The sequence below is a fragment of the Actinokineospora sp. UV203 genome, assembly GCF_056323665.1.
In genome coordinates this window covers 2,948,979-2,964,489 of sequence record NZ_CM150484.1, presented here as the reverse complement: position 1 = coordinate 2,964,489, position 15,511 = coordinate 2,948,979, and the positions used below count along the sequence as shown (strand labels likewise).

The following is a 15,511-nucleotide window of genomic DNA, read 5'->3' as shown; positions in this document are numbered from 1 at the left end:
CAGTGGCCTGGGTTGGCGGGTTTCCTTGGCTGGCTTGGTGATTTGTTGCCCGAGCCCGCTCAGGCGCAGGCGGCTCCTGCTGCCCCGGTGGTCGTTGCCGCTCAGCCGCAGCCGCCGAAGGAACCGGCGAAGCGGGTCAAGGAGTTGGCGGAGCGGCGCACGGCGCATGCCCGTGTGTGGGCGATGTCGGACGGCACGTTCGAGGCTGAGGTGGCTTCGGAGCCGGAGGCGTATCGCGACAGCACGGGTGTGTGGCGTGAGATCGACACCACCGTGCGCGAGCAGGCCCACGATGGGTTCCGGTTTGCCAGTGACCGCAACGGTTTCGTCTCCCGATTCGGTGACAAGTCGGACAGGTTGGTGCGGTTCGAGTTCGCGGGCCGTCATGTCGCGATGGGTGTGGTGTCGGAGTCGAAGGCCTTGTCCCCGAAGGTCGACGGCTCGAAGGTCACCTACCCGGGTGTGTTCGATGCCGCGGATGTCTTGTACCAGGTGACTGGTGAGGCGTTGAAGGAATCGATCGTCCTGGCGCGGGCGCCGAAGGACGCCACGTACCGGTTCACGTTGCAGGTGGGTGGTGTGACGGCGCGGGCGCAGTCGGATGGGTCGATCGGGTTCTTCGGCAACGAGAACGTTGATGGTCCGCCACTGTTCGTGATGCCGCGGCCGTTCATGATCGACTCGCGGGATGATGTGAAGTCGCCGCACGGCAAGGTGTTCTCCGACAAGGTCACCCAGACCGTGGAGCAGCAGGGCGCGAACATCACGATCACGGTGAAGGCCGATGCGGGGTGGCTGGCGGCGAAGGAGCGCCAGTTCCCGGTGGTGATCGACCCGACGATCAAGGTGGAGCCGACCCCGACGACGGGGCAGGACGCGCAGATCTGGTCGGACACCCCGACCCGCGCGGATGGTCTGGATTACCGGTTGTCGGTGGGCACGGACCCGTGGGGCAAGGCCCGGTCGTTGCTGAAGTTCGACACCTCGGTCGTCCCTGCGGGCACTTCGCTGTCGAGCGCGAAGGTGAAGGTGTACTACGACAACGAACTGCACACCAGCGCGAACAATGTGACCGTGGAGGCTCGGCGGGTGACGCAGTCGTGGGCTGAGGACACGGTCACCTGGAACTCGATCAACACCGCGTTCGCTGAGGCCGGGTTGTCCACTGTGGTCAAGGCGGCGAACACCGCGCATGTGTGGCACGAGTTGGATGTGCGCAACATCGCCCAGTCGTGGGTGTCGGGTTCGCAACCGAACCACGGTGTGATGCTCAAAGCCATTGATGAAACCCTTGGCAGGGGTGGGGCGGTGTATCAGGGTGCGGAGTACGCCTACAACGGTGAGACCGCGAACCGCCCGAAACTGCTGCTCGCCTACGGGCGCCCGAGCATTGATTTGCAGCCGCCGTCGATGTTCACCGCGACCGGCGCCGAGCTCTCCTGGCCGTCCTATGTGGATCCGAACCCGTCGGACCCGAATGATGACATTGTCGAGTTGCAGGTGCACCGCACGGTGTATCAGACGTTCACCCCGTCGCGGTACACGCTGATCGCACCGTTGGCCCCGACTGTGACGTCGTATGCGGACACGACGGCGAAGCCGACCCCGTCGGATTCGCCGGACCCGTATGGCAACGCCTACTACTACATGGTCGCGGCGAAGACCCGTGACGGGCAGCTGATCCCCGGCCCGACCCAGTTGGCGCGGTTGCCGAAGGCCGGGTTGGTGACGAAGGTGTTCACCGGCAGTGCCGCGGACACCACCCTCGCCTCCAACCAGGCCACAACGAACCTCGACAGCTTCGGTGGTCAGCCGTGGATGATGGTGGGCAACAACTCCACCACCTACGGCAACACCCGCGCCGTGGCCCGCTTCGACGGCATCCACACCGCGCTCCCGGCGGGGGCACGGATCCTCGACGCCGATTTCACCATGTGGGGCTTCTACTCCTCCGGCTCCGGTGTCACCTTCGACGCGCACGCGTTGACGAAGGGGTTCGTGGAGAACCAGGCCACCTGGAGCCGGGCGTCGACCGCGACGGCGTGGACCGCGCCGGGCGGTGACTTCGGCCCCGCCCTGGACAACGTGGTCGGCATCTCCAACGATCCGCGCATGCACATCTGGGAGAACTCCGCGGTCGTGCAGGGCTGGGTGGACAACCCCGCTTCGAACCACGGGTACCTCATCAAGGTCCGCAGCGAAGCCGGCACCGCCAAGCAGCGGGTGTTGTTGCTCAACGGTGAAGCCCCGGAACCGCTGCTGCGCCCGAGCTTGACCGTCACCTACACCGCCCCGACCGCGGAGCTGACCTATTACGCGGCGGAGACCCCGCAGGTGCGGATGGTCTCCGGTGAGCAGCAGATCGTGCCGGTGTCGATCACCAACACCACCACCAGCACCTGGTCCGCGGCCACCGAGACGTTGTCCTACAAGTGGACCCTCCCGGACGGCACCGACGTCACCGGGGCGAACCGGTTGGACACGGCGCTGCCGTCGGATGTGGCGCCGGGGCAGACCGTGACGGTGCAGGCGAACGTGAAGACCACGCTGCAGAACACCGAGGGCAACAAACGTGAGGCCCAGGTCGTCAACTGGGATCTGCGGAACAAGAGCACCGGAACCTGGATGTCCGCCATGGGTGGGCCGCCGGCGTTGCCGCAGAACGTGTCGGTGGAGGACCCGACGTCGGATCAGATCGGGTTGGAGAAGTTCTATGCCTACACAGGAAAAGCCACCGGCGCGGGCAGCAACCTGTTGGTCAACCAGTACGCGGGTAACGCGGTCTTCTCCTACGACGCGTTCTCCAACCCCGGCCGCGGCCTGACCACGTTCCTCCGGTTGACCTACAACTCCCTCGACACCACGACGACGACGACCGGCTACGGCTGGTCGGTGGCTGCTGCGGGCCTCGTCAGGTTGGGCACGTCGTTGGAGTTGCACCCGAAGGGCCAGGACTACCCGACCCGGGTCACCCTCCCGGACGGTGACGGCACCAGCCACGTGTTCATCCTCGACAAGCACGGCTCCACGGACCCCGCGCAGTGGACATACACCAGCCCCAAGGGTGTGCACCTGTACCTGCAGCGCGACAACGGGTCCGATCTGTCGCGCAAGTGGAAGATGACCCGCCCCGATCGCACCGAGTTCTGGTTCGACGACGAGGGCTGGCTCACCGCGGTGCGGGACCGCAACGGCAACGAGCAGACCTTCACCTACACGCTGCGCAAGTCCAACAACCAGCCGCGCAAGTTCCTCGCCTACGTCACCGACCCGGCCGGGCGGCAGTCGATGACCTTGGACTACTACACCAAGGCCGACACGCAGAACCCGAAGATCATCGACCAGGTGAAGTCCATCAAGGACATCTCCGGCCGCACCCTGACCTTCGCCTACAGCGACAAGGGCCTGCTCGTCGACCTGGTCGACGGCGCCGGGTCATCGCAGCCGAAGGCGTTCCATTTCGACTACGACGCCACCCAGGGCAACAGGAACGTCAAACTGGTCAAGGTCACCGACCCGCGCGGCAACCCCACCAACCTGTCTTACTTCACCGCACCGGTGGACCCCAAGGACAAGTGGAAGCTGCAGACCATCACCGACCGCCTCGGGTATGCCACCAACTTCTCCTATGTGGACCCCGACGGCCCGCAGGGCGGTGACATCGAGACCACCGTCACCGACGCGGAGAACCACACCACCAAGTACCGGATGGACGGGTTCGGCCGCCCGTACAAGTCGACCAACGCCAAGAACGAGACCACCACCCTGGCGTGGGACGGTGACCATAACGTCACCTCGCTGACCGAGGCCAACGGGGCGGTCTCCACCTGGACCTATGACCAGAACACCGGTTTCCCGTTGCAGATCCGTGACGCCGAAGCGGTCGCCAACAACACCCCGGCCACGATCCTCGGGTACCAAACTTCACTGAATGGGCATGTCGGGGAACTGACGTCGAAGACCAGCCCCGAGGGCCGCAAGTGGGTGTTCGGTTACGACCCCAAGGGCAACCTGACCACGGTCACCGACCCCAAGGGCGTGCCCACCACGGCAGTGCCGGACGACTACCAGAGCGTCTACGCCTACGACGGTGTCGGCCAGATGACTACGGCGACCGACGCGAACGGCAACATCACTACTTTCGGTGACTTCGACGCCACCGGGTCGCCGAAACGCACCACCGACGCCTACAACAAGTCCTCCACGATGGTCATGGACGCCCGCGGCCTACCGACGTCGGTGACCGACGCCCGCGGCAAGACCACGACCGCCACCTACGACACCTTCGGCCGCCCATTGGAGACTCGGGCGCCGAAGGATCAGGCGGCAGGGGAGTACATCCTCACCCCGGCCCCGGTCTACGACGCGAACGACAACGTCACCCAGGTCACCGTGGCCAACGGTGCGGTGTCGACCGCGGTGTACGACAAGGCCGACCAGGTCACCTCCGCGACCGCGCCGAAGGACACCCCGACCGGCCCGGTGCGGACGACGGCGCTGACCTACGACAAGGTCGGCAACCTGCTCACCGACACCCGACCCCTGGGCACGCTGACCACAGGTGACCCGAACGATTACATCACCCGCAACACCTACGACCCGATCTACCAGCTCACCGAGACCGTCAACGCCGCCAGCCACAAGATCACCTACAGCTACGACAACGTCGGCAACGTCATCACCGTGGTGGACCCGCGCAAGAACGCCACGGCCGACGCGAACGACTACACCACGAAGGTCACTTACGACCGCAACCACCGAGCCCGCACAACCACCGATGCGCAGGGGAACGTCACGAAGGTCGACTTCGACCGGGACAATAACACTGTCGCCACCACTGACGCCGAGAACAACGTGACCACCCTCGTATATGACGAGCGGTCGACGCTGATCGAGGCGCGTGTCCCGCACAAGACGGGTGTCACTCGGACGACCCGGTTCGAGTACGACGAGGTCGGGAACAAGACCAAGACAGTCACCCCGCGCGGGGTCGAGACCACCGACGACCCGGACGACTTCGTCGCCCAAACGGTGTACGACAAGCTCAACCGGCCGATCGAGCAGTTGACCCCGTTCGACAAGGACGACCCGGTCATCAAGACCCCGGACAAGACCACCTACACCTACGACGAGGTCGGGCGGATGACGGAGACGTCCACGCCGCCGTCCGGATCGCAGACCAACCGGATCGTCACCAAGACCGACTACTTCGACAACGGGTGGGTGCGCTCGTCGACAGACCCGTGGGACATCGCCACCACCTACGACTACAACCCCGTGGGTCAGCAGACCCGCCGCACGCTGAGCAGCGCGGGTGGTTCGTCGAACCGGACCATGACGTGGGACTACTTCCCCGACGGCAAACTCAAGTCCCGCTCCGATGACGGTGTCCCGGTCGGTAAATCGGTCGCGCTCAACGACAACGCCGACACCGCGAACACCACGATCATCGGCACCTGGGACATCCGCACCATCGGCACCGGATACAACGCGTTCAACCACCGCTCCACCCCTGCCGGCGACGGGTCGGCCAAGTTCATCTGGACCCCCGTGCTGCCCGCCGAGGGCACCTACGAGGTGTTCGTCAAATACGCCGCAGGCATCTCCACCGATGCGGCCACCAACGCCCCCTACACCGTCGACACCGGCACCACCCAGACCACGGTCGCGGTGGACCAGAAAACCAACGGCGGCACCTGGGTCAGCCTCGGCTCCCACCAACTGCCCGCGGGCAACACCGCCCGGGTCACCCTGACCAACCAGGCCAACGGTGTGGTCTACGCCGACGCGGTCAAATTCGTCCGCGACAACACCAGCGACCCGGACACCGAAGCCAAAGTGTTCACCCACACCTACGACGCCAACGCCAACCTGCTCTCCCTCACCGACACCAGCCCCGGCACCAAGGTCGACGCCTACGCGATGACCTACAACGGAATCAACCAGCTCACCAAGGTCGAAGAGAAACTCGCCGCGGTCGTGAAGAACACCACCCTGTTCTCCTACAACGAAAACGGTGCCCCCCTCACCCGCGACCACGACCGGCAGGACTCGCTGTTCGAGTACGACCCCCGCGACCTGCTCGCCAAGGTCACCAACACCGAAACCGGTGGCACGGGCAAGGTCACCACCTTCGGCTACACCGGGCGCGGGCAGGTACTCAAGGAGACCAAGTCCAACGGCAACACCGTCGACTACGCGTACAACCTCGACGGGTCGCTGGCCTCGCAGATCGAGAAGAAGACCGGCGGCACCCTGGTCGCCCAGCACCTGATCGACTACACCGCAAACGGCCACCGCGCCCGCGACGCCGCCAAGATCCAAAACGCCGACAACGCCGCGTCCTATCTGGACCACATCTACGAGTACGGGTACGACCCGCGCGAACGCCTGATCGGGCTGACCAAGAAGGCCGCCTCTAACGGTGTCGTGCTGGAGACCGAGACGTACAAGTACGACGGCAACAACAACGTCGTCGACCAGACGGTCGATAACAAGCAGACCCAGTTCACCTACAACCGCAACCGGCTCACCAGCGCCACCGCGGGCGGGCAGACCAGCCGCTACAACTACGACCCCTTCGGCCGCCTCGACACCGTCACCGCTGGTGGACAGATCATGGAGCAGAACCTGTACGACGGGTTCGACCGAACCACCACCCACAAGAAACACGACGGCACGTCGCTGGTGTCGACCACCTACGTCTACGACCCGCTGGACCGGGCATCGTCCAAGACCGACAAGGCCGGGACCGCGTCGGCGAAGACCACCGACTTCGCCTATCTCGGTCTCACCGACAAGGTCGTCTCCGAGGAGATTGCGGGCCAACTCGAGCGCACCTACCAGTACGACGCGTTCGGGCGTCGGTTGACGCAGATCAAGAAGGACACTGATGGCGCTGGGCCAAAGGTCGCTGAGGACTCGTTCTACGGCTACAACCCGCATACCGATGTCGAGACGTTGACTAAGGACAACGGCGACACTCGAGCCACCTACGGGTATACCGCCTACGGATCCAACGATGAGCAGGCGTTTACGGGCATCGATAAGCCCGATGCGCAGCAGCCGGGCAAGGAACCGTTCAACTTCTACCGCTACAACGGCAAGCGTTACGAGCCAGCCTCTGGCGGTTACGACATGGGTTTCCGCGACTACAGCCCCGGCATCAACCGCTTCAACGTCCGGGACACCTACAACGGTGCGCTCTCCGACCTCAACCTCGGCAGCGACCCCTGGAATAGCAACCGATACGCCTTCACTGGTGGAAATCCGATCAGCGGCGTCGAACTCGATGGCCATGCCTTCTGCGCTGATGACCAGTGTCGCCACACGTGTTCGGCAGGATGCAGTGCACAGGACGCGACGGTGCTCGATAACCAGATGACTGAGGCGCGAGCGGCGGACACTGCTTACGCGGCCGAAGTCGCTGAGGCGAACAAGGTTCCTGGCCGGAAACCGCTTTCGCAGATCGCGAGAAACAGCGCGTCGGACGATCCGGGCGGGGCGATCAATTGGAAGCCAGGCCTCGATAGCATCTTCATCTGGTTCAACTCGCGAGTGAACTCGCAGCGCATTACCGCGACTGAAGGTGCGATGCTGGATCGGCTGTCGGACGCTGAGCTGCTCGAGTTCCGTGAGACTTCCCGTCAGGCGAAGTGGTTGGGCGAGCAGATGTTCGCTCATGACACGCAGACTGATGGCGCAGGGGACGCTTTCCGTCACGCCTATTGGAATGCGATGCTCTCGAGGCGTTTCGGTGCCGAATGGACAGAGCGGTACACAACCGCACACGAGGGACTGCCAGGCGGAAACCTGCCTCTTTCTGAGGCTATGGATCTGCACAACAACGACCTTGGTCGACGTATTGCTGCTGAGAACCCCAACGCGCACGGTGCCGCACTGGCGAACCTGGTGCACAACGCCATCAAGGACGGCCGGGGCGTAGTCGTGCAGGATGGTAAGCTCTCGTACAGCTCCGTAGATCCGAAACGTTTGGTTTCGGTCGACTGGGAGTCATTCCATTCCGGCGGAGCAGGATTAGGGCACTGGTATGCGGGTGAATATGGGTATCGGTGATTCAGGACTAGGTGTGTTCGCTGGACTCTGGAGCGCGGTGCGAAATGTCCTCGCAGGGTTCTCAATAGCAATCCTTGCTGGCTGCGGGACGGGTGATTCCGTAGAAGTAGAGAACGATCCAGGTCTGGACGAGGAGTTGGCCAAGGTGCAGACTCTCAATCGTGCGTCGCGGCTTAGGGACCTGGTTCCTGGTGACTGGGACAAGGTGTACGCATTCGACATGGATGCGACGACCAGGGACTCGGTCGAAGATCAGGTCGGCCGCGATGTGGACATGCCGGAGATTTACCTAAGTAAGGGTACGATTCTGGTTTTTACCGCGAAGGGTGAAGTCGTCCGCGCTTCCGCGCTGTATAAGGTCTACTTCGCCAATCAGGCCGGCGGAACCGATGTCGTTGTGGAATACAACTCCACAACAGGTCGTCTCGTTCTAAAGTAAGTTGTGCCGAAGAGATACCCAGTGGAGGTTTCATCGTGGTGGAGCTGGCTTGTCAGCTGCTGGTTTGCTGGCGACCACACCTCGCGGTGAGGTTTGAGCACGTCGATGAGCATGGATCGATCAAAGCAAGGCGCTGATGGTGGTCCGACACGTCGCGGTTGGCGTCTCGGACCACCGTCATGGGGCGAGCGCTCGCCCTGATTGCGGCATCCACGACATGGTGGTACGCGGCGCACAAATCGCGCTCGGCTATATGTTCTCGTGTCATGCATCGGACCGTGGTGGACTGTTCATCGGAATCGTGCTGATCCCGATGACCTTGGGTGGCCTGCGCGTGGCTGACCTGGGTGGCAGCTCGGCTGGTCCATGCGCAGATGCGGCGAGACTGGGCAAGGGCGCTCTTGGCCTTGATCGGGGCCGTGCTCGTTGCGGCCGTGCTGTCGTGGGGATACGCGTCGCTTCTTCGTCTCCTATTTCGCCGACTCCCATGCGCTGGGGCGCTTTTGCGCTACGCCACCCGCCGGGTGGCCGAGCTGGCTCCCAACTCCGTGAGATCCATCGCGTTGTCCACTGACGCGCCCATCCTCGGGGCGACGTGGCCCGGGGACAGGGCAACGTCCGCCGCACGCGAACACATCCAGGTCCTCGGTTCGAGCCTCGCATCGTCACGGCCGCGTGGCCCTTGAGATCGGCTTGCCACGAGCAATGCCGCGTGCGAGTGTCGGCTACCTCTGGCTTCGTAGTAGCGGCGGGAGTACGCTGATGAGATGAAGTATCCACGTTGGTCCAGTAGCGACGTAACCGTTGTGTCGCAGGAACTTACGCGTGCGGTCGACGAGTCTCACACTGAATGCGGTGGAGAAAAACTGGAGCACGGCAAGGAGTTGAACGTCGTGGAACTGCATGTAGCAGCACCGAACGGCAGTCAACGGTACTGGATGTCCTGGGGCGCTTGGGTTTCCGCTGGTGAGAGTCCTTTGTGGATCACACTGGCAGTGTGAGGGTCAGGGGTTCGAGTCCCCTCAGCTCCACAAGTGAATTGCTTTCAATATCGCCCGCTGACCTGTGTGAACAGGTTCGGCGGGCGATCTTGTTTGTGCATCCCAAGTGGACAGTGGTGCACCTAAGTGGAGCAAAACTGGAGCACGGTCATGATCGGTGCGAAATAGGGTCAACAGTTTGCTCCAGGTGCTGTACCCGGATTGGGTGACCTTCGCGAACAACCTCGTCGGTGCGGATCGCCGCCTCAGCTCGGGGACCGGCGAGCATCGCCGCAAACGTTCGCACCCGGCTCTGCGGGTGTATTTGAGGCAGCGCCGTGTCGACCTTCGACCTCCCGTGCGGCTTCACTGGTGCCGCCTAGTACCAGCGGAGCCAGCGCTGGTTCTGCTTATGCCTGCGGCGGCCATAACCGCCGGAGGCATGGGCCGGGGGATCAGGGGCACGGAGGGCCGACGCTCTGGCTGCGCACATCAGCGCGTGCGGGCTCCATGAGGAGGCAGGCTCAGCCGGCCGCGGTCCGAGTGCGACGGGCGTAGGCGCGAGCGGCGCGGGCGCGGTCGCCGCAGCGGACCGAGCACCAGTGGCGGCGCCCGGCTCGGAGCAGATAGCGGTTGCAGGGGGCGGAGCCGCAGGCCGTCAGGCGTTCGGCGTCGGGGCCGGTGACCAGGTCGGCGGCGTTGGCGGCCAGGAGACCGAGGGCGTGGTCGACGATCTGGTCGGTGGGGTGGGGAGTGGTCCGGTGCAGGCCGCGGGTGGGGTCCCAGTTGAGGGGGGAAGCGGTAGGGACTCGGGTGAGCGCGTCATTGACGGCGGCCAGGGCTCCGGCGGGGGGCGGGTGACCGCCGACGTGCGCGGCGAGCAGGACCCGTACTTGTTCGCGTAGGGACCGCGTCCGTGCCGCACAGATTTCCTGCATTCCGGCGTCCGCGGGGGCCAAGTCGTGGTCGACCAGCCACAGGTTGGCGCCGGTAGGCGTGCCGAGGAGGTCGATGAATTGCCCGCCGGGCAGGGCGATGGCGCTGTTGGCGAAGTCGAGTGCGGCGTACTGCCCGGCACCTGGCGCGGGTGGCAGGACGGGGTCGAGGCTCTCGGCGGTCTCGCTCACAGTGCTCATGGTACAGCTTGCTTTCATCCGTGATGAACCCCTAGTCTCACGGATATCCGCTATGCCATCCGTGAGGAGTTTCTTCCGTGACCACCGCCCACCAGTTCCCCGTCCACGTCTTCGGCGGTCCGACCGCCCTCATCGAGTACGGCGGTCTGCGCTTCCTGACCGACCCGACCTTCGACGCCCCCGGCACGTACGACTCGGGCCTGACTAAGACCGCTGCCGCCTCCGCCGCGCCCGCCGACCTCGGCCGTATCGACGTGGTCCTGCTGTCGCACGACGAGCACGACGACAACCTCGACACCTCCGGCCGGGCGCTGCTCGCCGACGTCCCGCTCACCCTCACCACCCCTGGCGGCGCGACGCGGCTGGGCGGCACCGCCCGCGGGCTGAAGGACTGGGAGGCGATCGAACTGGACCGTCCCGGGGGCGGCACGATCACGGTGACAGGTGTGCCCGCGCTGCACGGCCCCGGTAGGCGCGAGGATCTCGAACCGATCGTCGGCCAGGTCGTCGGTTTCGTCCTGACCGGCGATGGTCTCCCGACGGTCTACCTCAGCGGTGACAACGCCCAACTGGGCGTGGTCCAGGAGATCGCCGAGCGGTTCGGCCCGGTGGACACCGCCGTCCTGTTCGCGGGCGCGGTCCGCACGTCTGTGCTCGACCGCCAACTGCTCACCTTCGACAGTGCTCAGACCGCCGAGGTGGCCCGGATCCTCGGCGCACGCCGGATCGTCCCCGTTCACTTCGACAGTTGGGCCCACTTCACCGAGGGCCGCGACGAGTTGGCGGCCGCGTTCACCGCCGCGGGTTTGATGGACCGCGTCGAGATGGGCTGACCGTCCAGCCCTGTTCCGCTGTGGTGCGCCGCATCCCTGCGTAGAGCCAACCGATGACGCCACCAGGGTTCTCGGCGAGCCGGCTGAGCTCGCCGGTCAGGAACCGGGGTCGTCGGTCCAGAGGTACCGCTGCACGGTGCGGCTCTCGTCGGCGGTGACGCACCGGGGCTCGGTGCTCTCGGCGTGGGTGTCGAGGCCCTGGACCCGGACGTTGAGCTGGCCCTTCCACGGCGCCAGGAAGGCGATCCGGGTGCCGTTCGGCGAAATCGTCGCACCGGTTCGCGTGGGTGGTGCGAGGAACTTCTCCACCGGGATACCAAGGATGACCTGGTCGCCGACGTTCGGGACGGTGGGGACGATGCCGCGCCCCAAGTCGCCGACATGCGGGGACGTGCGAGTGTCCAGCACGGCGGCGACCAACATGCCGCGCAGCCCGATCGGCAGGCTGTTGAGCACGACGAGCCGCTCGCGGAAATGGCGACGTTGACCGTCCCGTAGCCGTTGGCAACAGAAAGTGGCCCACGTCGAGGACGTGGGCCACTCCCGATCATCCGATTAGAAGGTCGCCACGTTCAGCAGCTGCTCCTTGATGCCGTCCGGGTCCTGGCCCGGCCAGATCCAGTCCGTCGTGCCCGCGGACTGAAGAGCGGACTTCACCGAAGCGGGCGAGGCTCCTGGGTGCGTCGCCTTGTACAGGGCCGCGCCTCCGGCCACGTGGGGGCTCGCCATGGACGTGCCCGAGATCGTGTTGTAGCCGCCGCCCTTCCAAGTGGAGTTGATACACACACCCGGCGCGATCAAATCGACATCGGCGCCGAAGTTGGAGAAGTTGGCCAGCGTGTCGTCCTCGTCGGCACGGCAGGTCGACCCGGCGAGTCCACCGGACTTGCCGTCGAAGTCGGCCAGGGCGCTGACGGTGATCACCTCGTCATAAGCGGCGGGCACGAAACCCTTCGAGTCGACGTAGCTGTTGCCCGCGGCCACCACGTAGGTGACCCCGGCCGCGACCGACGCGCAGATGGCCTTGTGCATCGCGTCGTTGTTGCTGTTGCCGCAGTTGCCGTCGTCGGACCCGCCCCCGCCCAGTGACATGTTGGCGACCTCGATCTTGTCAGCGTTCGCGGTCACGTAGTCGATCCCGCAGACGACCGCCGACCAGGTACCGGAACCGCGACTGTCGAGCACCCGCACCGGCCAGACCCGCGCACCGGGAGCCATCCCGACGACCCCGGAGGAGTTGTCGATCGCGCCGACCGTTCCGGCGACGTGCGTGCCGTGCCCGTTGCCGTCGTCGGCGCTCTTGCCGGTGGAGCAGTTCTTGGCGCCCGCGGTGTAGACGTTGAGATCGGGGTGATCGAGGTCGATACCGGTGTCGATGACCGCCACGTCGACATCGACGCGGGTGTCCACACCGTTGATCGCGGCGGTCGCGCTCTTGTCCGCTTCGGCCCGATCGATGCCGGTCGGCAGCGACTGCGCCGTCGTGTGCACGATCCCGTCCCGCTGGACGAAGCTCACCCGCCCGTCGCGCCCCAGCGCCGCGACGGCCCTGGCCGTCAGCCGCGCCGAATACCCGCGCAACGCGTGCGAGTACACGTGGTTCACCGCGGCGCCGTGAGCCGCCGCGTGCTCGCGAGCCACATCGCTCGCGGTCACCGTGTCGGCGAGCACGACGATGTACTGGTCGGTTGTCTCAAAGGATGATGCTTCAGCCGTCGCGGCGGTCACTGGTAAGACCGCGAACGCGAGAGCTGTGAGAGCCGTGCCATACGTTTTACGCATCAATGGCCCTTCTCTACGCAGGATGGGACTGCGACCTGGAAGTCGTCCACTATCAGCCGAACGCCGGACGACATCCCCGTCAACCGTCATGGAACAGTTGGACTAACCCCTGCGTCACCAGTCCCCACCCGAACGGCCTATACGCAGTATTTGCCAGATTCGGAACATGATTGTGGGAACAGTGGAGCAGGATAAGAGTCCGATGTGGTCACTTCGAGTACGTTCAGCGGCCGGGAAGCACCACTGATCAAGATGGTGGATTCGTTGCTGGACAATGGACTTTCGCCAGGCACGATCCCGCCGACCGTGCCGCCGGCGTGCCGAGTGCGAGCGTCACGTAAACCCAGCGCACCGAACGCCCCCTCGCAATCGCCGGGACCTCCAACCGGTGGTAGCCGCCCAATTCCCGATCTGGGGCACCTCATCGGTCGCGCGCGGGGTCGATGGCATCTTGTCGGGCGAGTCGGAGGAGTCGTTCCGCCGCTTCATTCGGTGCATGGAACCGTTGGACGGCGGTCGACCCGTGATCATCGAGTCGCGAGGTCCGCATGACGATCTCGACGCGACCCCAGCTTCCCGCCTACGAGGACCTTCCCGGCTGAGGTCGCGTTGATCCATCCGACGAAGTCGGCGAGTTGCTTGTCGGCGCATTTGGCGGTCTGCACCTGGTTGACGCGGTCCGCGTTGCAGGGCGTCGGACAGGTGAGCGAATTGTAGGGACCGGTTTGGGCGTGACCATTAACCGGTGCTCAGCGCTGACGGCGGTTTGGGGCGATGTGGGCGACCTTCGTGGAGGCTTCCAGTTGCCGGCGTAGCCGGTGGTTGTCCAGGGTGAGCCGCTGGATGTTGGCACCGGCCACTTCCAGGTTACCCGCCGGAGTTCCGGAGCAAGGTCCTCGACCTGCTCAACGCCGGCCGCACCGTCTCGCAGATCGCGCACGACCCGCAGATCAGCGACCAGACGATCTACACATGGCGCAGGCAGGCGCTCGTCGACGCCGGGCGGGAGCCGGGTCTGACCTCGGTGGAGAAGGCCGAACTGGCCTCGGCCCGACGCCGGATCGCCGAACTGGAGACCGAGCTGGCGATCCACCAGCGTGCCACCGAGCTACTCAAGGAGGCGGTGCGCCCAAAAGCCCGGTTCGCCGCGATCGCGGCGATGGCCCGGGAAGGGCTGCCGATCCAGACTGCCTGCCGGATCCTGGGAGTGTCTGAGTCGGGGCTGCACGCCTGGCGCGGCAGGGCTCCGTCGGCCCGCTCGGTGCGGCACGCCTGGCTGACCGACCTCATCAGGCAGGTCCACGCCGCCTCCAACGGGGTCTACGGCGCCCGGCGGGTCCACGCCGAGTTGACGCTGGGTCGTGGCATCGTGGTGAGCCACGGCGCGGTCGAGATGCTGATGAAACGTGCTGGTATCACAGGACTTCCGGGCCGGAAACGTCGGCGGCCCCGACCGGATACGGCCACCGCGGCTGACCTGGTCGACCGCGATTTCGCCCGCGCCGCACCGAATCAACTCTGGATCACCGACATCACCGAGCACCGCACTCGGGAGGGTAAGGTCTACTGCGCAGTGGTGTTGGATGCCTTCTCCCGCAGGGTGGTCGGGTGGTCGATCGACAGCCGCCAGGACGCCGCGCTGGTGACCAACGCGCTCGGCATGGCCCTGCACAACCGCGAGGCAGCAGCGGACACGGTGATCCACTCCGACCATGGTGTCCAGTACACCTCATGGGCGTTTACCAGGCGTGCCAAGGATTCCGGGCTGCTGCCATCGATGGGTTCGATCGGCGACTGCTACGACAACGCCATGATGGAGTCGTTCTGGGGCCGGATGCAGACCGAGTTGCTGGACCGGCGACGCTGGCGCACCCGCCTCGAACTGGCCAACGCGATCTTCGAATATCTGGATATCTTCCACAATCGTCAGCGCCGCCACAGCTCCCTGGGCATGCTCACGCCGATCGAGTATGAAAGGCTCCACGCAGCCCAGCCCGTGGCATGAAGTCCAACGAGCTGACTCCTGCAAACCCAGGGCACATCATGGTCTCTATCAAACCCGGTACGGAACACGGAGCAGGACGCGCGGCGGAGGAGGTCGAAGGTTGGCGCGGGCCATACATCTGCCTCTTCAATGCCTAAAAGTTACGTGGAATCTGGCCGCCGGGATGATCATGCCCCGGGCGGACTTGGCGGGCGGCGGCAGCTGGACGAGTTCGGCCCGTGGTTGGCGCTGAGATTGATCATCGTTTGGACGCTTCCTGG

General features: G+C 65.1%; 6 protein-coding genes and 1 pseudogene. 4 read left to right on the top strand and 3 right to left on the bottom strand.

Annotation, left to right across the window (positions count from 1 at the left end; genetic code table 11):
• Positions 1-45 precede the first annotated feature (45 nt).
• Together ACUZ2Y_RS13790 and ACUZ2Y_RS13785 are read left to right on the top strand one after the other, a co-directional pair.
• Positions 46-8,076 (top strand): DNRLRE domain-containing protein, encoded by an 8,031-nt coding sequence (locus tag ACUZ2Y_RS13790; RefSeq protein ID WP_476330848.1) that lies wholly within the window; start codon positions 46-48, stop codon positions 8,074-8,076.
• Positions 8,077-8,089: 13 nt separating this feature from the next.
• Positions 8,090-8,515, top strand: coding sequence for a hypothetical protein (locus ACUZ2Y_RS13785; RefSeq protein WP_476330845.1), 426 nt, complete (start codon positions 8,090-8,092; stop codon positions 8,513-8,515).
• Between the two features lie 1,504 nt (positions 8,516-10,019).
• Here ACUZ2Y_RS13785 and ACUZ2Y_RS13780 read toward each other — a convergent pair.
• Complete coding sequence (locus tag ACUZ2Y_RS13780; protein ID WP_476330842.1) at positions 10,020-10,622, bottom strand: ABATE domain-containing protein; 603 nt, start codon at positions 10,620-10,622, stop codon at positions 10,020-10,022.
• 86 nt (positions 10,623-10,708) lie between these two features.
• On the opposite strand from ACUZ2Y_RS13780, the gene ACUZ2Y_RS13775 reads away from it, so the two are divergent.
• On the top strand, positions 10,709-11,464 hold the full coding sequence (locus ACUZ2Y_RS13775; RefSeq protein WP_476330840.1) for an MBL fold metallo-hydrolase: 756 nt from the start codon (positions 10,709-10,711) through the stop codon (positions 11,462-11,464).
• A 96-nt stretch (positions 11,465-11,560) separates the two neighbouring features.
• Here the strand turns inward: ACUZ2Y_RS13775 and ACUZ2Y_RS13770 are convergent, their stop codons facing one another.
• Positions 11,561-11,920 (bottom strand): hypothetical protein, encoded by a 360-nt coding sequence (locus tag ACUZ2Y_RS13770; protein ID WP_476330837.1) that lies wholly within the window; start codon positions 11,918-11,920, stop codon positions 11,561-11,563.
• Between the two features lie 99 nt (positions 11,921-12,019).
• The gene (locus ACUZ2Y_RS13765) at positions 12,020-13,192 is read right to left on the bottom strand and encodes a S8 family serine peptidase (protein ID WP_476330834.1); all 1,173 of its coding nucleotides are present in this window, start codon (positions 13,190-13,192) and stop codon (positions 12,020-12,022) included.
• Positions 13,193-14,099: 907 nt separating this feature from the next.
• Here ACUZ2Y_RS13765 and ACUZ2Y_RS13760 point away from each other — a divergent pair.
• Positions 14,100-15,251 (top strand): annotated as a pseudogene (locus ACUZ2Y_RS13760) (IS3 family transposase); the annotation flags it as partial.
• Between the last annotated feature and the right edge of the window lie 260 nt (positions 15,252-15,511).